This is a genomic window from Bartonella sp. AP280QHHD (assembly GCF_042196125.1).
GTDB lineage: Bacteria > Pseudomonadota > Alphaproteobacteria > Rhizobiales > Rhizobiaceae > Bartonella.
In genome coordinates, this window is the sequence record NZ_JBHIPQ010000046.1 from 1 (window position 1) to 17,353 (window position 17,353).

The 17,353-nt window shown below is 39.2% G+C and carries 26 protein-coding genes and 1 pseudogene; 18 read left to right on the forward strand and 9 right to left on the reverse strand.

Translation table 11 applies throughout. From position 1 onward, the window contains the following. Positions 1-274: 274 nt before the first annotated feature. The 4 genes from ACFIMK_RS07225 to ACFIMK_RS07240 form a co-directional block, all read right to left on the reverse strand. A complete protein-coding gene (locus ACFIMK_RS07225; protein ID WP_273790346.1) occupies positions 275-658 on the reverse strand; it encodes a hypothetical protein in 384 nt (127 codons plus the stop codon). Next, positions 652-1,053 (reverse strand): hypothetical protein, encoded by a 402-nt coding sequence (locus tag ACFIMK_RS07230; protein WP_375613985.1) that lies wholly within the window; start codon positions 1,051-1,053, stop codon positions 652-654. The genes ACFIMK_RS07225 and ACFIMK_RS07230 overlap by 7 nt, the downstream gene beginning before the upstream one ends. Beyond that, positions 1,053-1,592 carry a hypothetical protein gene (locus ACFIMK_RS07235; protein WP_375613984.1) on the reverse strand — a complete coding sequence of 180 codons (540 nt, stop codon included), beginning with the start codon at positions 1,590-1,592 and terminating at the stop codon, positions 1,053-1,055. Before ACFIMK_RS07235 ends, ACFIMK_RS07230 begins: the two co-directional genes overlap by 1 nt. 156 nt (positions 1,593-1,748) lie before the next feature. Next, complete coding sequence (locus ACFIMK_RS07240) at positions 1,749-2,366, reverse strand: S24 family peptidase (protein WP_375638755.1); 618 nt, start codon at positions 2,364-2,366, stop codon at positions 1,749-1,751. A 109-nt stretch (positions 2,367-2,475) separates the two neighbouring features. Between ACFIMK_RS07240 and ACFIMK_RS07245 the strand changes: the two genes are divergently transcribed. Both ACFIMK_RS07245 and ACFIMK_RS07250 read left to right on the forward strand, forming a co-directional pair. Beyond that, positions 2,476-2,727: a helix-turn-helix transcriptional regulator gene (locus tag ACFIMK_RS07245; protein ID WP_375638753.1), complete on the forward strand. Its 252-nt coding sequence runs from the start codon at positions 2,476-2,478 to the stop codon at positions 2,725-2,727. Further along, positions 2,696-3,178: a hypothetical protein gene (locus ACFIMK_RS07250; protein ID WP_375638751.1), complete on the forward strand. Its 483-nt coding sequence runs from the start codon at positions 2,696-2,698 to the stop codon at positions 3,176-3,178. The genes ACFIMK_RS07245 and ACFIMK_RS07250 overlap by 32 nt, the downstream gene beginning before the upstream one ends. Before the next feature lies 1 nt (position 3,179). Here ACFIMK_RS07250 and ACFIMK_RS07255 read toward each other — a convergent pair whose 3' ends face one another. Beyond that, a complete protein-coding gene (locus ACFIMK_RS07255; protein WP_375638749.1) occupies positions 3,180-4,049 on the reverse strand; it encodes a hypothetical protein in 870 nt (289 codons plus the stop codon). Positions 4,050-4,078: 29 nt separating this feature from the next. Here ACFIMK_RS07255 and ACFIMK_RS07260 point away from each other — a divergent pair. The 5 genes and pseudogenes from ACFIMK_RS07260 to ACFIMK_RS07280 all read left to right on the forward strand — a co-directional run bounded on the left by ACFIMK_RS07260 (position 4,079) and on the right by ACFIMK_RS07280 (position 7,176). Beyond that, positions 4,079-4,558, forward strand: a pseudogene (locus ACFIMK_RS07260) (crossover junction endodeoxyribonuclease RuvC). Further along, entirely contained in the window at positions 4,548-5,750 is a 1,203-nt protein-coding gene (locus ACFIMK_RS07265; RefSeq protein ID WP_375693537.1) for a hypothetical protein, read from the forward strand. Before ACFIMK_RS07260 ends, ACFIMK_RS07265 begins: the two are co-directional and overlap by 11 nt. After that, the gene (locus tag ACFIMK_RS07270; protein ID WP_375693538.1) at positions 5,734-6,168 is read left to right on the forward strand and encodes a hypothetical protein; all 435 of its coding nucleotides are present in this window, start codon (positions 5,734-5,736) and stop codon (positions 6,166-6,168) included. Before ACFIMK_RS07265 ends, ACFIMK_RS07270 begins: the two co-directional genes overlap by 17 nt. Positions 6,169-6,326: 158 nt before the next feature. Further along, the gene (locus ACFIMK_RS07275; protein WP_375638746.1) at positions 6,327-6,674 is read left to right on the forward strand and encodes a hypothetical protein; all 348 of its coding nucleotides are present in this window, start codon (positions 6,327-6,329) and stop codon (positions 6,672-6,674) included. Then, positions 6,661-7,176: a hypothetical protein gene (locus tag ACFIMK_RS07280; RefSeq protein ID WP_375638744.1), complete on the forward strand. Its 516-nt coding sequence runs from the start codon at positions 6,661-6,663 to the stop codon at positions 7,174-7,176. The genes ACFIMK_RS07275 and ACFIMK_RS07280 overlap by 14 nt, the downstream gene beginning before the upstream one ends. A 148-nt stretch (positions 7,177-7,324) precedes the next feature. Here ACFIMK_RS07280 and ACFIMK_RS07285 read toward each other — a convergent pair whose 3' ends face one another. Then, positions 7,325-7,618 (reverse strand): HigA family addiction module antitoxin, encoded by a 294-nt coding sequence (locus tag ACFIMK_RS07285; RefSeq protein WP_375618724.1) that lies wholly within the window; start codon positions 7,616-7,618, stop codon positions 7,325-7,327. Between the two features lie 16 nt (positions 7,619-7,634). After that, on the reverse strand, positions 7,635-7,916 hold the full coding sequence (locus ACFIMK_RS07290; RefSeq protein WP_252619286.1) for a type II toxin-antitoxin system RelE/ParE family toxin: 282 nt from the start codon (positions 7,914-7,916) through the stop codon (positions 7,635-7,637). Between the two features lie 180 nt (positions 7,917-8,096). Here ACFIMK_RS07290 and ssb point away from each other — a divergent pair, with 180 nt between their 5' ends. Next, positions 8,097-8,543 (forward strand): single-stranded DNA-binding protein, encoded by a 447-nt coding sequence (gene ssb / locus ACFIMK_RS07295; RefSeq protein ID WP_375638742.1) that lies wholly within the window; start codon positions 8,097-8,099, stop codon positions 8,541-8,543. 10 nt (positions 8,544-8,553) lie between these two features. Beyond that, positions 8,554-9,012: a hypothetical protein gene (locus tag ACFIMK_RS07300; RefSeq protein ID WP_375638740.1), complete on the forward strand. Its 459-nt coding sequence runs from the start codon at positions 8,554-8,556 to the stop codon at positions 9,010-9,012. A gap of 88 nt (positions 9,013-9,100) precedes the next feature. On the opposite strand, the gene ACFIMK_RS07305 is transcribed toward ACFIMK_RS07300, so the two are convergent. Continuing rightward, the gene (locus ACFIMK_RS07305) at positions 9,101-9,523 is read right to left on the reverse strand and encodes a HicB family protein (protein ID WP_100131245.1); all 423 of its coding nucleotides are present in this window, start codon (positions 9,521-9,523) and stop codon (positions 9,101-9,103) included. Positions 9,524-9,543: 20 nt separating this feature from the next. Continuing rightward, positions 9,544-9,726, reverse strand: a complete 183-nt coding sequence (locus tag ACFIMK_RS07310; RefSeq protein ID WP_038473319.1) for a type II toxin-antitoxin system HicA family toxin — start codon at positions 9,724-9,726, stop codon at positions 9,544-9,546. A 351-nt stretch (positions 9,727-10,077) separates the two neighbouring features. Here ACFIMK_RS07310 and ACFIMK_RS07315 point away from each other — a divergent pair, with 351 nt between their 5' ends. The 9 genes from ACFIMK_RS07315 to ACFIMK_RS07355 all read left to right on the forward strand — a co-directional run bounded on the left by ACFIMK_RS07315 (position 10,078) and on the right by ACFIMK_RS07355 (position 17,350). Next, positions 10,078-10,392 carry a hypothetical protein gene (locus ACFIMK_RS07315; RefSeq protein ID WP_375627954.1) on the forward strand — a complete coding sequence of 105 codons (315 nt, stop codon included), beginning with the start codon at positions 10,078-10,080 and terminating at the stop codon, positions 10,390-10,392. Positions 10,393-10,395: 3 nt separating this feature from the next. Beyond that, complete coding sequence (locus ACFIMK_RS07320; protein WP_375638736.1) at positions 10,396-10,977, forward strand: hypothetical protein; 582 nt, start codon at positions 10,396-10,398, stop codon at positions 10,975-10,977. A 380-nt stretch (positions 10,978-11,357) separates the two neighbouring features. Further along, a complete protein-coding gene (locus ACFIMK_RS07325; RefSeq protein WP_375638734.1) occupies positions 11,358-11,927 on the forward strand; it encodes a hypothetical protein in 570 nt (189 codons plus the stop codon). Next, on the forward strand, positions 11,917-13,863 hold the full coding sequence (locus tag ACFIMK_RS07330) for a phage terminase large subunit family protein (RefSeq protein WP_375628335.1): 1,947 nt from the start codon (positions 11,917-11,919) through the stop codon (positions 13,861-13,863). The genes ACFIMK_RS07325 and ACFIMK_RS07330 overlap by 11 nt, the downstream gene beginning before the upstream one ends. A 3-nt stretch (positions 13,864-13,866) precedes the next feature. Continuing rightward, complete coding sequence (locus ACFIMK_RS07335; protein ID WP_375612364.1) at positions 13,867-14,115, forward strand: phage head-tail joining protein; 249 nt, start codon at positions 13,867-13,869, stop codon at positions 14,113-14,115. Next, positions 14,115-15,659: a phage portal protein gene (locus tag ACFIMK_RS07340; RefSeq protein WP_375613965.1), complete on the forward strand. Its 1,545-nt coding sequence runs from the start codon at positions 14,115-14,117 to the stop codon at positions 15,657-15,659. The genes ACFIMK_RS07335 and ACFIMK_RS07340 overlap by 1 nt, the downstream gene beginning before the upstream one ends. Further along, entirely contained in the window at positions 15,649-16,722 is a 1,074-nt protein-coding gene (locus ACFIMK_RS07345; RefSeq protein ID WP_375638732.1) for a S49 family peptidase, read from the forward strand. The genes ACFIMK_RS07340 and ACFIMK_RS07345 overlap by 11 nt, the downstream gene beginning before the upstream one ends. A 110-nt stretch (positions 16,723-16,832) precedes the next feature. Continuing rightward, positions 16,833-16,985, forward strand: coding sequence for a hypothetical protein (locus tag ACFIMK_RS07350; RefSeq protein ID WP_246350187.1), 153 nt, complete (start codon positions 16,833-16,835; stop codon positions 16,983-16,985). Then, positions 16,982-17,350: a head decoration protein gene (locus ACFIMK_RS07355; protein WP_375612361.1), complete on the forward strand. Its 369-nt coding sequence runs from the start codon at positions 16,982-16,984 to the stop codon at positions 17,348-17,350. The genes ACFIMK_RS07350 and ACFIMK_RS07355 overlap by 4 nt, the downstream gene beginning before the upstream one ends. Positions 17,351-17,353: the final 3 nt, after the last annotated feature.

Sequence of the window (17,353 nt, forward strand, 5' to 3'; positions counted from 1 at the left end):
ATTCCGTTTGTGTGGTACTTAGTTCACTCATCTTGATTTCCTCCTATTTGAGCGCAATTCACCCGTGGCGTGAATCACGCTGGTGTTTAAAAATGTTATTTGGTTGTTAGAGTTTGGATTTTATAGGTTGCATTATGTCTTCAGAAATTATGGTATCTACATAAGGCTCGTCTTTATACCCAGAGATAGTGATACAAAGTTCACCTAGATTGTGAGTATTTCTCACAACTAACTGTGCACACAAGGTAGGTTTAATTCCATATTTATACATGATTTATTTTTTCTCGTTTGTTGTGATACGGCTTTCTCCGCAGATCTCTGAATCTCCGTAAATTTTTGCGTCGCCATAAACTCTTGCATTGGGATAAACAATTGCATTTCCGTAAATCTGTGCGTTTTCAAAAATGCGACCACCACCATATACTCGGGCGTTATTATAAATTTTTGCATTGTCATAAATTTTTGAACCCCAAGTAACACAAGCATTATCGTAGACCCAGCAATTGCCATCATGAGAGAGATTGCTTTCATTTTCTATAAAGCCCCCAAGGTCCCCAGCCTTAACATCATCAAAATCTCTTAAAGCACGAATGCGGTACAATGTATGGCAACTTACAATATCGGTGGTTTCATTAGTCAATTCGTATTTTTTCACCATGCTTTTTCTCCAGTGGACATGACGTTATCGCCATCAATATCCGCATCACGATAAATTTTTGCGTCGCCATAAATACGTGCATTACCGGAAACTGTTGCCATTCCATAAACTTCGGCAAAACCGTAAACATGTGCATTATGTTTAATTCGTGCACTACCATAAACTTCAGCATCATCATAAACTTGAGCATTATCGTAAACGCAAGCACAAGATAAGACGAATGCATTACCACCTACCCAGCAATTACCATGATGCGATAGGTTGTTTTCATGTTCTATAAAGCCGCCTAAATTACCTTTTTTAATAACTCCAAAGTCTCTTAAAGCGCGGATACGGTGAAGAGTTACCCCTTTAAACTCAGCTTTCTCATCAGTAAGTTCGTACTTCTTTTCCATTAGTTTGCTCCAGTGGATATTCTGCTATTGCTGCCAATCCAATCTTCACAACGTAAATCCGCATCACCGTAAATTTTTACATTTCCGTAAATGTGTGTATTACCGCCAACTTTTGCATTTCCATAAACGCTTGCCTTATCGTAAACATATGCTTCATAATAAACATGAGAATTGCCATAAACATGTGCATGATCAAAAACTTTAGCGTCACCGTAAACGTATGCATCACCGTAAATTTCTGCATAATTGTAAACTTTTGCTTCATCAGAAACGAGTGCATCTCCATAAACCCGCGCATCACCATAAACATAGGCATAACCGGAAATATGTGCATTTTGATAAACACGAGCATTATCATAAACCCTAGCATAATCTCCAACCCAACAATCGCCCCCATGACTAAGATTGCCTTCCTTTTCAATAAAACCGCCAAGGTCACCTTTTTTGACATTTCCAAAATCTTTTAATGCACGTATGCGGTAAAGCGTGCGTCCGCCAACTTCATCCATTTCATCAGTCAATTCGTATTTTTTTTCCATAATTTTTCCTCCCTAACGCCTCTTGGCGATTGTTTGTGCGTGGTTTATATAATTACTTATATAACTATAATTATAAAATAGCAAGCAAAAAATTATAAAAAGTTATATTTTTATAAAAAATATTATAATATCTTGCTGAATAAGAGGGGAGGATAATTAGCGATAAGTCCGAATCATCTTGCTGTAAGAACTTATTGGCAAAATAGCAAATATCTCTCCAACCCACACAATTTTAACATTCTTAATAGGTAAGGCATTCCAAGAAAGCAGATCTATTTCACCATTCATTCCCCTGCTAATCTGCTTTATATATCTTTTATTATCATGTGTTAAAATAACGGCTTCTTTGCCAAAAAAGGATTCTATTGTTTTAATTTGGCGCCGTCTTACGATAACCATATCTCCATCTTTATAGGCTGGTATCATAGAATCTCCTTTAACTTCAAAAGCAACCATATCATCAGGTAAAGCAAAAGGAATTTCTACTTGTTCAAGACCATCTTCAGGGATTTGTTCAAAACTTGGATCTATCTGTGTTCCTGCTCCAATATACCCCATAAGAGGAACAAAAGTTATTAAGTGATTGTCCCCTTTTAGTTCTTTATATAATTCTAAAATGGCATCTCGATTAGAGCCGCGTGGATCAGAATCTTTTAACCACTTAGACACTGAAGCTTGTGTTACGTTTAGCCGTTTGGCTACATCTTCTTGCGTTAAGTTAAACTCGGTCAAAATCTTTTTTAATGTGCTTATGATATTAGATTTATTACTCATACTTCTGCTTACCTTATTTTTTTATCGTTGATAAAGATAATTTTCATTGACTTTATATAACTATAATTATATGAATAAAATAAGACAAAGCTGTAATTGGAGCTTGTAAATGGATCAACGAGAAGATTTTAAGAATTTGACTAAGTCAATACGGGGCAAATTTAATTGGACACAATCAGAAATGGCGAAAATGCTTGGTGTAACTCAAGCAGCTGTTTGCAAGTGGGAAAAAAGAGGATCTATCTCCGTAATAAATTATCTCAAGCTGCAAAAGTTGAAGGATAGTTCTAGCCCTATGCCTGCTTTTACTACTTCTCCCACAGATAATAATGAACATCAACAGCAGCATACACATTCTTAAAGAAGAAAGATCAGAGATGATAGATGTCCCGCATATCACTATAAGTAAAGTCAAGTTGATTAATCTTGTTAATAAGATTGGACGTGAAGACATATATTATGGTGTTCGCTCGCCTAATCAGACATGTGAAAGTTGCATAGATCCCTCATCAACAGGTTATCTTATCTATATACTGCAAAATATTTTTGCGCGTGATGATAGAAATTATTTTCCGTTATTGCCATACGATGATTTTAATCAATGGTTTTCATCTGCCTTTACGCAAGCTTTTACAACTTGGTTTGATAATTATTTTTCTCAAGATTTGTCATCTTTTCATCGCCTAAATGAGCTACTTTTGTTTACAGCTTTAGTCGAAAGTAATCTTGGCTTCTTAAGGGATGACCTCATCAAAAAAAGAGAAGAAGAAATCAAATTAATAAATGATGCGTGTAGTGTGCGTCTGAATTGAGTTAATCCACTTTTTTAAAGTCTATGAGGCTTTGTGTTGTTACAGTCATTTTTGTTTCTGGTTGCAGTGGGGATGTATGGGTAATGATTAAAGTAACTTGGTCTTTTATATCTTCTTCACGTGCTGCTACAAAAATAAGGATTTTTGAAGGTTTGCCTTCTGAGGGAGCTACAGAAATATTAACATCGATTTCTGGTCCCGTTCGAAAATTCTTTGCTTTATCACAGAAGCCAGGGAATACTCGCGATTCTGCAACCGCGTCAGGATTAACATATGGTGATTGTATTTGCCAAGTTTTTTGCCTAGGTTTGTATATGATGCCATATCCAAGAATAAAGCGAGAACTATCTTTTAGCTTTATATTTAAAATATGGACGACAGTTTGTGCATTATTTTCTACCTTTAAGAAAAGAAGCGTCCACTTGTCCTTTGTTGGAAGATGCGGTCCAGTTGCATATATGGAAAGTGGCGGTCCTAAATCCTGTACTCTTTTGTTATCTAACAAAATTTTAATATGTTCTTCTGACCATTTGGCAAGATCTTTTGTCGATATCGCTTGCTCTCTAAGGGCTGTCGTCTGTTCTTGGCTTTCTGCAAATTGCTTGCTTATCCATTCTCTATCTTCTTCTCGTTTTTTTGCAGCTGTTTCTAAATCATCTTTCCGGATTTTGGCTGCTTCTTTACGGTCTTTATTTCTTAAAATAAGCGCTACTGAAAGTGATCCGATAAATGACAGGAAACCCGTAAGAAATATCTTTATCCATTCTTGCATCTTTCCCCTCCCCACTTTTTTAGAATCGTTGGGAGGATACTTTTTCATAAACATTTTTTCAAGACAGGCAATCACAACACGCTCTGTCATAGCAAACATATAAATACGTAGAGCCTTAAGGGGGGATTATGATCACTAACGCACAAACCATTTTATGTCTTGATCTAGGGACCAAGACAGGCTGGGCGATATGCGGTGCGGATGGTCACATCATCAGTGGTGTCATGAATTTCCACCCCCGATATTTTTAAGTCGGTGGAATGCATTATTTACGCTTTAAGAGATGTCTATCAGAAATAAAACAGACAGTAGACAGCATTGACGCGGTGTATTTTGAAGAAGTGAGGCGTCATAATAGTACTGATGCAGTGCATATTTACGGTGACTTGTTATCAACCTTAACGACGTGGTGTGAACATCATCAGATACCGTATGAAGGCATTCCTGTTGGCACAATTAAGAAAGCAACAACAGGAAAAGGAAACGCATCAAAAGTAAAAATGATTAAGGCGGTGTGTGCAAAAGGACATACGCCTAAAGACGACAACGAAGCAGATGCTTTAGCAATTTTATATTTAATGAAAGAAGGGGGTATATATGTCCAGTAAATTACCGTGGACGAGGCTGTTTGCAGATAGGTGGATTCTTGATCTTGCTTGTTTATCTCCCATTGAATGCAATGTTTATATAAAATTGCGTTTGCAAATGCTTTATACTGGAGAGCCGCTTTTAAATAACACAAAGGTCTGGGCTAATTACACTGGTTGTTCAGTAAAAATGTTTATGAAAGCGTTAGAAGTTTTAATAAGCACGGGTCATATCGAACGTTTAGACGATGGGTGTTTATGGAGTTTAAAAGTTGAAGAAGAACTCAATAACTCTAATGAAAGCTTAGATAAGGTATCGAAGACATCTCGGTCAAAGAAGTTATCAGAGAGAGCAAAGAAAGCAGCGCAGGCAAGATGGGATAAACATACAAATGATGCTTGTGATGATGCTAAAGCCATTGAAAATACTGATAAAAATAATGCTAAAGCCATGCTTAACGATGCTAAAGTTATTAAGCATGATGCTTACGACATGCTTAATGATGCCTATATATATAACATAAACAATAACACTAACATTAACAGTTATAATAAAAAAACTAAAACTATCGTTTTAGCAAAAAAAGAAATTGGTTCTGAAGATTTAGAAACAATCGATTTGGTTGACGAGCCAACAGAGGTTGCTGCTGTTGAGATTACATCAGAGCAAATCGAAACCTCATCAGACAACCAACCTTCCATTCACGAGCAAGAGAACGTTCCCAAAAAAGCAAAACGAGCGCAAGCTAATCGCGGTTGTCGATTGCCAGAGGATTTCAAACCTAATTTGCAATACGCAATCGATCAAGGATTAACGCATGATGAGGCGCTGTTAGAAACCGAACGGTTCACAAATTACTGGATAGCAAACCCAGGTAAAAATGCAAACAAACGAGATTGGCAAAGGACTTGGTACAATTGGGTCACAAGCCCTATCGGAACGCTAGCAAAGAAAAAAGCAAGATTAGAACAGGAAAAACGGTTAGGTGGTTATCATGGAAAATTCACTCAGAAAACTTTCACAGAACAGCTTGCAGAAGGCTTCAACGAACTCAGAGATCATCTCTCATCTGGAGAAGATTATGGAAATGATCAGTCCGGGGTATCCATTGACGCTGAAAGCTGGGAATACATTGACGAAACAGGAGGAAGAGCAAACCTTAGATGCTTGCAATCTTCTACAAGCGTTGCTCTCTGTGAAAGCTTCAATTAAGCAAATTGAGCAAGCTTCTTTCCTACTCTCAAGCATGAGAGTCCCTGCGAACACAGATTCCAAAGCCGTTGTTCTATCCTATAGCATGATGCTGGAACGGATTTCAGCATATGCTCTGAAAAAAGGCGTCGAAAATATCGTAACTGGTCAAGCAATTGGGATATCAAAAACATTTATGCCAACTTGTGGAGAGCTTTTAACTTATTGCCAGACACTAGAAAATACCCTTCTTTCAAAAGCCGAAACTGTACGTAGAGCAATTGAAAACACACGTGAGAAAACACTCAAAGAAAAAACAGCGAAAGAGCATTTTAGACCACTAACGCTTGTTCACAAGCAAGAGCTTGAAGAGACTTTAAATGGCATTGGTGGGATAATGAAACGCTTTGGTCCACAGCAAACTAGTGAAAAGTGCTGATCATTTTACAATTAGGTATGTGTTTAAATCGACAAAAAGGCACCATACAAAGCGATTTAAAGATTTTACGATTAACCCCCCATATCCGCAATATAAAACGCTCTGTACGGTCAAATTTTAGGTAAATAGACCAATTGGTAAAATTATGGACTAAAAACATGAGAATATTAAAAGACCTATTCTTAAAAAAGCGTAAACAACCAATGCAAAAAGAGTTTGTTGCAACAGCTGTTGGTTATGTTCCTTGGGGGGACGGAGCAGAGGAGTATTTTTACAACCTCTACGAATACGAAGACGGCACAAGAGAGTGTGAAAAGTTTGATGGCGGACAGTATTATACCACACCAGAAAATGCGGCTTTTAGTACCAAAGCGCAAGTAAAAGCATGGGTTTACGGTGGGAATATTCCGAAAAGCGTTCTCAATTACGAACCTCTTATAGACGAGATCAATAAAGAGATCAAAAAATTACCGAAAACCACAGGAAATAAATATGTTTACAGATAAACAGCTAAGAGCCTTGTTTGGCATTATAACTTTTATATTTTTATGTTTTTTAGGAATTAAAAAAAATCCCTACTTTATTCAAAGTATTTTGATATTTGCATCTTTTGGTTTGATAATAGTAACAAATATTTTTGTAATTTTATGCAATTCTCATATTCCTTTTGAGTTGCAGAACAATCCAAAATATAAAGATGATGATACAACGGGTTGGGTGAAACTAACACGTGATTTACAACAGTATTTGCACAGACTCTCAAAACTAATAAGTTTAGCGCTTGTCGTTTTAATTTTCCCAAGTAGTTATAAAGAAACGGTCTCTTTACCTATTATTTCTAAGTACGTGGAGCATAAGCTTTCTTTTTCATTGGATACTGTACTTTGGTACTCAGATATTGCTCTTTGGTATTCCTTTTTAGTTTGTGTATTGTTTCTTATGTTACATACACGCAGTTTAATAAATATATCTATTTACACACTACAGTGCTCAGTTAAAAAGCCATAGTAAAATTTCCGATTTTATAAAACTGTTCAGATTACGTTGTCTCTTCTCAACGTTCGATAAAATCAACAAGAGCATAAAAATCTATCGTGGGCTGCTTGATTTTAAAGAACATGACCTCTAGGTGTGAAGAAAGATGGGCTAAGTCTTTCTAAAGATGCCCTACTTGCTCTAGAGGTGAAATATGTGGGATTGGGTTGTTATGCCGAGCTTGCCACAAATCATGCTTTTGTTGCAATTTAAGCCAGAATTCCGCATCATTTAAACCCGCTTTTTCTAACCGTAAAGCTAAGTTAATACTAATCGCCGCATGGCAGTTTAAGACGCGGGATAAAGTTAAACGTGCAACGCCAAGACGATTTGCAGCTTCTGTTACTGTTAACCCTAATTCATCAAGCAATTCTTCTTTCAAAATGCCGCCAGGGTGTGGAGGATTGTACATCATAATAACACCTCAAAACTCAATGGTAATCTTGATAATCAACCAGTTCAACGTCTGTCCCAATGAAACGAAAGGTAACACGCCAATTTCCATTGACACGCATTGACCAGTAACCTTTTAAATCGCCCGTAAGCGCATGTAGACGATACGATTTAAGAGTAACTTGTTCAGGCGCGGATATTGTATCTAAAATTACTAAAATGTTTGCTAATTTTTTAGCATGCGCGGGTTGTATGCCTTTGCAGACTCCTCTTTCAAAGAATAATTTCAACCCTTTATGCTTAAAACTAACGATTGCCATATATACCCTCTTGATACTATACACCATGCATTTATGTCAATTGATTATTTATCAAAGAGCATATTAAACATAATTTTATATGTTAATAATTAATAATATATCATTGAAATAATTGAAAAAATAATAAAATTATGCTAAGATTTTTTACATATTTAAATACCAATTTAAGGTAACTAAAACATGCTAAACAAAGTGACATTAATCGGACGCCTCGGTGCTAACCCCGAAAGCAAAACCATGACTTCTGGAGCTGAAATAGTCAATTTTAGTATAGCAACTTCTGAAAGCTATACTGATAAAAAGACCAATCAAAAAATAGATAAAACGGAATGGCACTCCATTGTGGTTTTTAATCCGCATTTGGCAAAAATTGCTCTTCAGTATCTCAGTAAAGGTTCAAAGGTTTACATAGAAGGCAAATTACAAACCCGTAAATGGCAAGATAAAAATGGTCATGACCGTTACACAACAGAAATTATTTTGCCTCAATATAAAGGCGAGTTGTATTTGCTTGATGCAAAGAAAGAGCAATCTGTACACCCCTCACCCATTACTTCTCAAAATTATGCTATTGCCTCAGGTGCTGATAATTATGGTGCATCTCTTAATGATGGCGTCCCATTCTGATTGAAAAAATATGGCTAAAAGAAAAAAACATGCAAAACGTGGACGTCCTCGTATTAATGGATGTATCAGAGAACCCAATGGTCGTATTTCACGGACAAAAATGCCTCATAATCCCATTGACAAATTGGCAATAGAAATACGTGCCAAACGCTTTGGCTTAACCATAGAAGAAGCAAAAAATCCGCTTTCCGCTACTTATATCGGACGGCTTTATCTGCAAGGTGTAATTAATCAAGATCAGTATGATGCTGCACAAAAATATCTTGAAGTGAGAAATAATTACCTCTGTGCAAAAGCCTTACCAAATGCAATTTATGATGACTTTACTCCATCTTTAAATGAAGAGGCAAAAAAACAATGGATTGAAAAAACTACTCATTACTATGAAGCAATGAAAGAGGTGCTAAAAGAAGCACAATGCCTTTATAGACAGCATAATCTTTATGCCGCACTACAAGTATCTTGTTAGTGAAGATCAATCACTGCCACATCTTGTCGGTTCGCTGTATGTTGCTCTGAATGCACTTCATAAACATTTTATACAAAACCGCTAAATTTTAAGCAGCATTTTGAACATTGATAGTGATCTCTTTTCCAAGAGCAATGAGAGTGGATTCTAAAGCATCTAATTTTGTTGCGTGGTTTAAATCCAATAATCGGTCAATTTGTATTGGGTGAAGTTTTAAAAGACGCACGAGATCAGCTTTGCGTAAATTCTTTTCAACCATAGCGTTGTGTATTGCAATTTTTAAAATAACTAATGAAGATACTTCAACAAAAGGATAGGCAGCATCACGAGCTCCAAAAGGGACCACTTCTCGATCTTGGAAACGCCCCATAATAACTGTTAAAAGGGCATTTTTAGCGTGTTCCAAAGCCTCTTTTTCGTCGTTACCATAGGTAATAAATTCTTGAAAGTCTTTGGAAACGACAAGAAGAGTATCATTGTCATCTTTGATAAACTTAAGTGCATATTTCATTTACATCTCCATATTCAGACTTACCTTAGGTCAAGATCTTTAAGAATCTTTTGAACTAATCCCGTTCCTAATTCTTTCCGCGTACCATGCATAGGTAAAACGGATTTTTTAGAACCACGTTTTACAAGCAAATGGCCACCTTTCCCTGAGGTAAAACTGCAACCATGTTTCGTAAGATATCTTTTTAATTCTTGACTGTTCATAAATATAATATAACATCTAAAATGTTTAAACACAACATAAATGTTGTTATTTGTATAAAATTAAAGATTGGCTTTTAAAATACTAAGTTTTGATCAAAAAAATTAAAAATACACAATATCGTGATTTTTCTATTGACAATACGTGAAAAATCGTATTTAGTGGCAGTACGGCACTGGTTGTATTGCGTCTAAAATTCAAAAATATCCCCTAAAATTTGATAAAATCTTAAGCTTTCAAGAGGGCTTAAAGTACTGTTTTTATTGATAAAACAGACTAATCTATTTTGCACATATCAAACGCCATTCAGTAACCAATGATGTCATTAATTCATTGCCTCAAAAGGAGCGAAGATGAAAGCAATCATCACCAAGCCAATGTGTGTTGTTGGCGATAATAAAAGCACTGTTCGTTTTGAAACTTCAACTCCCAATAATCCATTTGTTGAGATTTCCAATCAAGTCTACGCACGTCTCAAGCGTGCAAATGCCGCTAAACCTTTTGTTGATGTTAAAACAAAAATAAAGCCTGACAAGGAAGTTGAACAAATTAAACAGATAGAACAAGAAGCCGTACAAACATCGTCTGAACCAGTGACAGAGGAAATTCCACTCGAACAGCCAAAAGCATCTAAAGCTTCCAAGTCACCTACCCCAAAAAAGGCTTAGAAGTTGAAGTTAATCATCCACCAAAAATGGTATCTTCAACAGGCAAAAGATACCTTCACAAGCCTTCAAGCCCCTCGCCTTAATTGGGCTCTGCGTAATGCTCTAAACACTACAGCAAAACAAGTTGAACGCTTCACTGAAAAGCAAGTTGCAGACATCTCATCAGCCCAAATAAAGCGTATAAGAAGAGGTGTTTATATTAAAGAAAAGGCGACAGCAAGGTTTCTTGAGACAGATATCATTGGTTCTGTAACACCGATACCTCTTAAATTTTTTAAAGCAAACGAAACAAAACGCGGCGTAACTTACACACTGTTTGGAAAGAAAGAAATCTTACCCCATGGTTTTATCAAGGGAGGCAGTTTTCCAAAGCGTGTTGAATTAAAAAAGCTGAATGGGAATGTGTTTCAAAGAGCGGATGGAGATAAATTTCCCATTGCAAAACAAGAGGGACCTTCAATTGCTGGGGTGATGTCCAAACCAGAGATTGCAAGTGCTATTGCACAATATGCCAATGAAAGATTAACCAAAAACATACAGAGACAACTTTCTCGTCAAGAATACGCTGCTAATAAGAAAGGCTAGATCCTGTTCTCAAGCTTTATCTATATATTCCATATCCTTATGAGTTTAAGCATTACATATTCTTATTGCAATTTTAAAAACAGATTATCACTTATGCTTTGTTTTTTCATAAAAAAAATCAATAAAATCAATTCAAAAGGTACTTCCCAGCGGGTTGGCTTCGTTGCGGGGCAGGACAGCGCGAACTATCGCTAGCGACAGAATTTTCAATTTGACTGTACATTGTACACATAACTCATTGATAAATAACGAATTTAATGTGTTAAGTATTTCCTTATCGTATTAAATCTTGTTTTTCAGTTGGTACCGTAAATCTCTCTTTATCCTAATACGCCGTAACCACCTCCTTCTTAGGACAGAAAAGAAGGCAAGGAGCAACTATGAATAAGAAGAATCGTAAGGGTCTATCGGTTCGTGCGTTTGCGAAGAAGATGGGTGTTTCACATAATGCAGTGGTTTCTCGGATAAAGACAGGTAAATTTGATGCGGCTCTTTTTGAAGATGGTTCTGTCAATGAAGCGCTTGCAACAGCTATCTGGAATGAGAATCCAACAAAGCGCCCTACTCCATTTTTAGCACCGGATGGTCAACCGCTGACAAAGATCAAACAAGCCTCCACAGATGGAGCCAATGAATACAAGATAAAACTAGAGCGGATGCAAGTTGCGCTAGCAAAAGAAAAGATTGCTCTGGAAAAGTTACGCGAAACCACTGTTGATCGTGAAGAAGTGAGAAAAGAAGCATGGAACTTTGGAAGAGCGCATCGAGATACAATGCTCAATTTTGCCTATCGCTTTGGTACTGAAATTGCGGCGCAAGTGGGATGTGATGCTGCGAGCCTTATTGGAGCTATCGATCATCATATGCGCAAAGCTTTAGTGGAAAATGTCGTCCCTGTTTCTTTTCACGATCCCAACATTTTAGAAGAGAATCCAGAACATGATAAGTGATGCTTCGCCCTCGTCCTCTGGTGCTGGGCTCTTTTTTTGCTATGCGAATGAAGGACGCCGTCCTGACCCGCCTTATACTGTTTCCCAGTGGGCTGATAAAAATCGTTATTTGAGCACAGTTACGAGTGCTGAGCCTGGATTATGGAGGACTATACGTACCCCCTATTTACGAGAGATCATGGATAATCTTTCTGTTTATGATCCGACTGAAACAACGGTTGTGATGAAGGGGGCTCAGATTGGAATGTCGGAAGCAGCGTTGAACTTTTGTGGTTATGCCATTCATCATAGTCCAGGACCTGCCCTTTATGTAATGCCGACAGTTGAGACCGCTAAGAAACTGTCAAAGTCTCGTCTTGATCCGATGATTTCAGCTAGCCCTGCTTTAAGTGAACGCATTGCTCCTGCTCGTGCAAGAGACAGTGGAAATACAATGTTTTCAAAGGAATTTTATGGGGGGACATTGATGATTACAGGAGCAAATAGTGCTGCTGGATTGCGTTCTTCTCCTATTCGCTATTTGGTTTTGGATGAAGTCGATGCTTACCCATTGAATGTCGATAATGAAGGCGATCCTGTAACAATTGCGGAAAAACGAACCTCTGCTTTTATTCAACGTAAAATTTTTAAATTGTCTACGCCGACACACCGTGACACAAGCCGTATCGCCAAGGATTTTGTGCTAGGTGATCAGAGATATTACAATGTCCCTTGTGATGCATGTGGTGTTCTACAACCCATTGTTTGGTCACAAATTAAGTGGCCAAAAGGCGCCCCCGAAAAAGCTGTTTTTGTTTGTGCGCATTGTGGTCATGAACATGCCGAACATCGTAAGTCCACCTTAATGGCAGAAGAAAACGGTGCTTGTTGGATCGCAACACAGGAGTCAAGTAAGCCTCGTCTGCGTTCTTACCATATTTCAGCGCTTTATTCGCCATGGCTGACTTGGGGCGATTGTGCGCGCGAATTTTTAAGAGCCAAAGAAGACCCTGCTCTTTTGCAAGTTTTTATTAATACAGTGCTTGGAGAGCCATGGGAGGACAGAACAGGCGAAGTTGTTGATCCTGATAGCCTCTATGCAAAACGCGAAGATTATCCCCTTGCACCAGAACAATCCGTCGTGTTGACAGCAGGCATTGATGTGCAAAATGACCGCTTGGAACTTGAAGTGGTGGGATGGGGGCGTAGTGAAGAAAGTTGGCATATTGATTATCAAGTGATCCTTGGTGATCCCTCTTCTTTTGAAGTGTGGGACCAATTGGATGAATATCTTGCAAAACGTTGGCCGCATCCAGGCTATAAAGAGGGGATTAGGATAACAGCGGCTTGCATTGATACCGGTGGTGGACACACACAGGCAGTTTATAATTATGTACGCCCGCGTGAAGGGCGGCGTATCTGGGGCATTAAGGGGCAAGCGGGATGGCGTGCGGTATGGCCACGCCGACCAAGCAAAAACAATAAAGGACAGATTAATCTCTATATTGTTGGTGTTGACGCGGCAAAAGATATTATCACGGCACGGTTTAAAAAATCGGGACCTGAAGCATCAGGGGCTGGTGCAACACACTTTCACAAAAGCCTTGACCAGGAATATTTTGACCAGCTAACCGCTGAAAGAAAAGTCATCAAATATTTCAAAGGCTTCAAGCGTATTGAATGGCAAAAAAGTGAAAAGGCAAGAAACGAAGCCTTGGATTGTAGGGTCTATGCTTATGCGGCTTTACAAGGTCTGATTTCGGCGGGAATAAACCTTAATCGAGAAGTTGATATCTTAGAAGAGCGTTTGGAAAAACTTAAAATTGAAGGTTCTGTAGAGCAACCAACATCTGGGATTTCTTCATTCACTTCTCCAAGAAGATCTCAGATAGCAAAACCTCAAAGGAAACAATCCAGAACAGTGATGAATCCTTATATGCGAGGGGATTGGAGGTAATTTGTGGGTGAAACTTTAGAACCAATTAACAGCAAAATTGACAGACTGGAAAGTTTAAAAAGGCGGCGTGAACAAATTGAAGAGGCTCTTTATTCGGGTGCGCAATCAGTGCGTCACGGCGATAAGCAAGTCAGCAATCGTTCTGTTGAGGAACTTCGCAGAGCGCTTGAGATGCTGAACATACAAATAGCCAACCTTGAAGGGCGCAAGCGTTCACGCGTTTTCTATTTTAATATATCACGAGGCTATTAATGGCTGGTTTTTTCAATAAACTCACAGGCTTTTTTACAATTTCTCGTCAACACAATCCGCCTTTTGAAGCTGCAAGTAAAAGCCGCCGTATGGGTGGTTTTGACCCCGCAAAAAAACATATCAATAAAGCGATTGAAGAATGTGGTGATACCATTGTTGCTCGTTCAAGATGGCTTTATGATAATGAATCTCTTTATGGGTCTGCAACGGAAGAATGGGTCTCTGCGGCTGTTAGTGATGGGATTAAACCTTATCCTCGTATTGAAGGTTTTCAAGAAGAAAAGAAAAAGCTTTTAGACTTATGGTGGCAATGGGTTGATGAGGCGGACTATGATGAAGATGCCAATTTTTATGGACTTCAAGCAACCATTGCACGAGAAGTCTTTCTAACTGGTGAATGTTTTGTAAGACTACATTATGTTGACCTCTACGGGCGCTCTGGTGTGCCGCTTCAATTACAAGTTTATCCCACCGAAATGTTAGACCTTACTTACAATGGACCGGCTGATATTGAAGGCAATTACATTCGTATGGGGATTGAATTTAATGCCAGTGGCAAGCGCGTTGCTTATCATTTCTGGGAACATCACCCCTATGATGATGTCCCTGCAAATATGGCATTTGAGAGCCAAGAGCGCGTGCGTGTCCCTGCTGAAATGGTCATTCATATCAAAGAGCGCCGTATTGCCGGACAATTGCGCGGTTCTCCAAAAATAACGCGCGCTATGACAAAGATCTTTCAACTCGAATCCTATGACGACGCAGAACTCGATAGAAAAAGGACGGCGGCTCTTTTCGCGGCGTTTGTCAAGGACAATTCACCAAACGTCGAAAAATTATCCGATAATCGTGATAAAAACAACGTTGAAGAAGAATACAAAGCACCTGTCATTGCGCCCGGTGCATCTCTTTATTTAGGAGAGAATAAAGAAGTTACATTCTCAAATCCTGTTGAGGTTGGTGGCTCTTATGAGGCTTTTCAATTTCGCAATATCTTGAAAATTTGTGCAGCACTTAATATGCCTTATGCCGTTGTGACTGGAGACGTTACGCGGGGGAATTTTTCAAATGTACGCACCTCCATCATTCAGTTTAGACGGCACGTCAAACAATGGCGTGAACATATTATTGCCTTTCAGTTTAACCGCATTGTTTGGGAGCGTTTTGTTGAAATGGCAGTGCTTGCTGGATGCGTCAATTTGCCAGGGTGGGAAGAAAATTCCTTGCCATGGCTTCAATGTGAAAGCTTTGCACCCCCGCTTGAAATGATTGATCCAAACAAGGATATCTCAGCGGAAAAAGAAGAAATTCGTGCAGGCTTGAAAACACGACGCATGGCACTTGCCGAGCGTGGCTTTGATATCGACAGCATTCATGCCGAACTGCAAGAAGAGCACACAGACGCTCGTGCGCGCGGCTTATCTTTTGACACGGATATGGCAGCGACCTCTGATAGCAATCAAGTAATTGATACCGCAGATTCAGAACCTTCTGAAACTTATGAAAGTAACCAAGGCAGTGAGGCACATAAAAATGGTGAATAATCTTGATATGCCGTTTTTGGCATCACGGCTTTTTGGGGTTCCTCATATGCTTGCCTCGACAAAGCTTGATATCATTTTGAATGCTCTTGCACCACGCCTTTTTGAGGGAGAAAAGTTTCCCATTGAAGCTTATTCGCAAGAGAATACAGAAGCTTTAAGACCCCCTGAAACTTATGTAGTACAAAACAATGTTGCCATAATACCGGTTCATGGCACGCTTGTGCGCCGTGGTGCATGGCTTGGGGCTTTATCGGGGCTAACCTCTTATGAAGGTTTAAGCGCTTCTTTTCGTGAAGCCATTGCACAACCTGATGTTCGCGCTGTTTTACTTGATATTGATAGCGGCGGTGGAGAAGCCGGTGGTGTGTTTGATTTGGTTGAAGAGTTTCAAACACTCTCAAAACAATACGACAAGCCCATTTGGGCACATGCCAATGAGTTTGCTTGTTCTGCAGCTTATGCCATTGCTTGTGCGGCTTCTCAAATATGGGTAGCTCGCACAGGGGTTGTGGGCTCGATTGGGGTTGTTTGTGCCCATCTTGACCAATCTCGTGCGGATGAAAAACACGGGCATAAATGGACCTTTGTCTTTGAAGGTGATCACAAAACCCATGGCAACCCTCATGAACCCTTGAGCGATACAGCACAGATAAAAATGCAAGCCGATTGCGCCCTGCTCTACGAGATGTTTGTCGATTTGGTGGCGCAAAACAGACGCTTAAATGCTGCTGCAATTCGTGACACAAAAGCAGAAACTTTTATAGGCACCCAAGCGATCACGCTTGGATTAGCAGATGCGCAGGGCACCCTTGCGCAAGCTTTGGAAGCCTTAACGGATTCCATATCACAAAACCCAACATCAACAGAAAAAGAAGGACAAAACACATGGCACGCACACAATACCGCGCTGAAGAAGAGGATGACGAAAAGATCGTCGACATCATCAATGACGAGGAAGAGGACGAAGACGATAGTGACATCGACAAAAACGCCGAAGACTTCGACGATGAAGAAGAAAACGAAGATGAAGATGAAGACAATGAGGACAAGCAGGAAAACATAAAAGCTGCTCTTGAAAAAGAAAGAAAGCGCGCAAAAGCACTAACAACCCTTGAAAGGCAAGCAAAGCACTTAGGCGTTTCTTTTGACGCAGCAAAAGCTATTCAAAACGGTATGAGTGTCGAGAAAGCACGCCAGTGTGTGTTGACGGCTGCTAGCTCTCAAAGCGCGTCTTTAAAAGTCTCGCCTTATACCCCTCATAGTGATGGGACGAGCAAGGCAAAGATTTATGCAAAATGGGAAGCAGCTTGGAGGGCAGTGAAATGACGAATATTATTTATGACGACGTACGCAATGGCGCTTATCTTGGACCCTACGACCCCGATATGTCAAATGAAGAAGTGCTGTTTGCATCAGGAGCATTCATTGAAGCTGGAACTGTCATGGGGAAAATTACAGCATCACAAAAATATACCCCCCTTAATCCAGCAGCATCAGATGGCAGTCAAACACCGGCAGGGATTTCTTTTGCCACTATTGACGCAACAGAAGCAGATCAACGTGCCGTGATTACAGCACGCTTATGCACTGTAAAAGCTTCTGAACTTCTATGGCCAGATGCCATCACGGATGAGCAAAAGAAAGCAGCCATTCAGTCTTTAGAAGACCATAACAACATTCTATTGCGATAGGAG

What these genes read in the sequence shown, in the direction of transcription:
- ACFIMK_RS07225 (WP_273790346.1), bottom strand. Translation starts at nt 658, where the DNA reads ATGGTGAAAAAATACGAATTGACTAATGAAACCACCGATATTGTAAGT.
- ACFIMK_RS07230 (WP_375613985.1), bottom strand. Translation starts at nt 1,053, where the DNA reads ATGGAAAAGAAGTACGAACTTACTGATGAGAAAGCTGAGTTTAAAGGG.
- ACFIMK_RS07235 (WP_375613984.1), bottom strand. Translation starts at nt 1,592, where the DNA reads ATGGAAAAAAAATACGAATTGACTGATGAAATGGATGAAGTTGGCGGA.
- ACFIMK_RS07240 (WP_375638755.1), bottom strand. Translation starts at nt 2,366, where the DNA reads ATGAGTAATAAATCTAATATCATAAGCACATTAAAAAAGATTTTGACC.
- ACFIMK_RS07245 (WP_375638753.1), top strand. Translation starts at nt 2,476, where the DNA reads ATGGATCAACGAGAAGATTTTAAGAATTTGACTAAGTCAATACGGGGC.
- ACFIMK_RS07250 (WP_375638751.1), top strand. Translation starts at nt 2,696, where the DNA reads ATGAACATCAACAGCAGCATACACATTCTTAAAGAAGAAAGATCAGAG.
- ACFIMK_RS07255 (WP_375638749.1), bottom strand. Translation starts at nt 4,049, where the DNA reads ATGTTTGCTATGACAGAGCGTGTTGTGATTGCCTGTCTTGAAAAAATG.
- ACFIMK_RS07265 (WP_375693537.1), top strand. Translation starts at nt 4,548, where the DNA reads ATGTCCAGTAAATTACCGTGGACGAGGCTGTTTGCAGATAGGTGGATT.
- ACFIMK_RS07275 (WP_375638746.1), top strand. Translation starts at nt 6,327, where the DNA reads ATGAGAATATTAAAAGACCTATTCTTAAAAAAGCGTAAACAACCAATG.
- ACFIMK_RS07280 (WP_375638744.1), top strand. Translation starts at nt 6,661, where the DNA reads ATGTTTACAGATAAACAGCTAAGAGCCTTGTTTGGCATTATAACTTTT.
- ACFIMK_RS07285 (WP_375618724.1), bottom strand. Translation starts at nt 7,618, where the DNA reads ATGATGTACAATCCTCCACACCCTGGCGGCATTTTGAAAGAAGAATTG.
- ACFIMK_RS07290 (WP_252619286.1), bottom strand. Translation starts at nt 7,916, where the DNA reads ATGGCAATCGTTAGTTTTAAGCATAAAGGGTTGAAATTATTCTTTGAA.
- ssb (WP_375638742.1), top strand. Translation starts at nt 8,097, where the DNA reads ATGCTAAACAAAGTGACATTAATCGGACGCCTCGGTGCTAACCCCGAA.
- ACFIMK_RS07300 (WP_375638740.1), top strand. Translation starts at nt 8,554, where the DNA reads ATGGCTAAAAGAAAAAAACATGCAAAACGTGGACGTCCTCGTATTAAT.
- ACFIMK_RS07305 (WP_100131245.1), bottom strand. Translation starts at nt 9,523, where the DNA reads ATGAAATATGCACTTAAGTTTATCAAAGATGACAATGATACTCTTCTT.
- ACFIMK_RS07310 (WP_038473319.1), bottom strand. Translation starts at nt 9,726, where the DNA reads ATGAACAGTCAAGAATTAAAAAGATATCTTACGAAACATGGTTGCAGT.
- ACFIMK_RS07315 (WP_375627954.1), top strand. Translation starts at nt 10,078, where the DNA reads ATGAAAGCAATCATCACCAAGCCAATGTGTGTTGTTGGCGATAATAAA.
- ACFIMK_RS07325 (WP_375638734.1), top strand. Translation starts at nt 11,358, where the DNA reads ATGAATAAGAAGAATCGTAAGGGTCTATCGGTTCGTGCGTTTGCGAAG.
- ACFIMK_RS07330 (WP_375628335.1), top strand. Translation starts at nt 11,917, where the DNA reads ATGATAAGTGATGCTTCGCCCTCGTCCTCTGGTGCTGGGCTCTTTTTT.
- ACFIMK_RS07340 (WP_375613965.1), top strand. Translation starts at nt 14,115, where the DNA reads ATGGCTGGTTTTTTCAATAAACTCACAGGCTTTTTTACAATTTCTCGT.
- ACFIMK_RS07345 (WP_375638732.1), top strand. Translation starts at nt 15,649, where the DNA reads ATGGTGAATAATCTTGATATGCCGTTTTTGGCATCACGGCTTTTTGGG.
- ACFIMK_RS07350 (WP_246350187.1), top strand. Translation starts at nt 16,833, where the DNA reads ATGAGTGTCGAGAAAGCACGCCAGTGTGTGTTGACGGCTGCTAGCTCT.
- ACFIMK_RS07355 (WP_375612361.1), top strand. Translation starts at nt 16,982, where the DNA reads ATGACGAATATTATTTATGACGACGTACGCAATGGCGCTTATCTTGGA.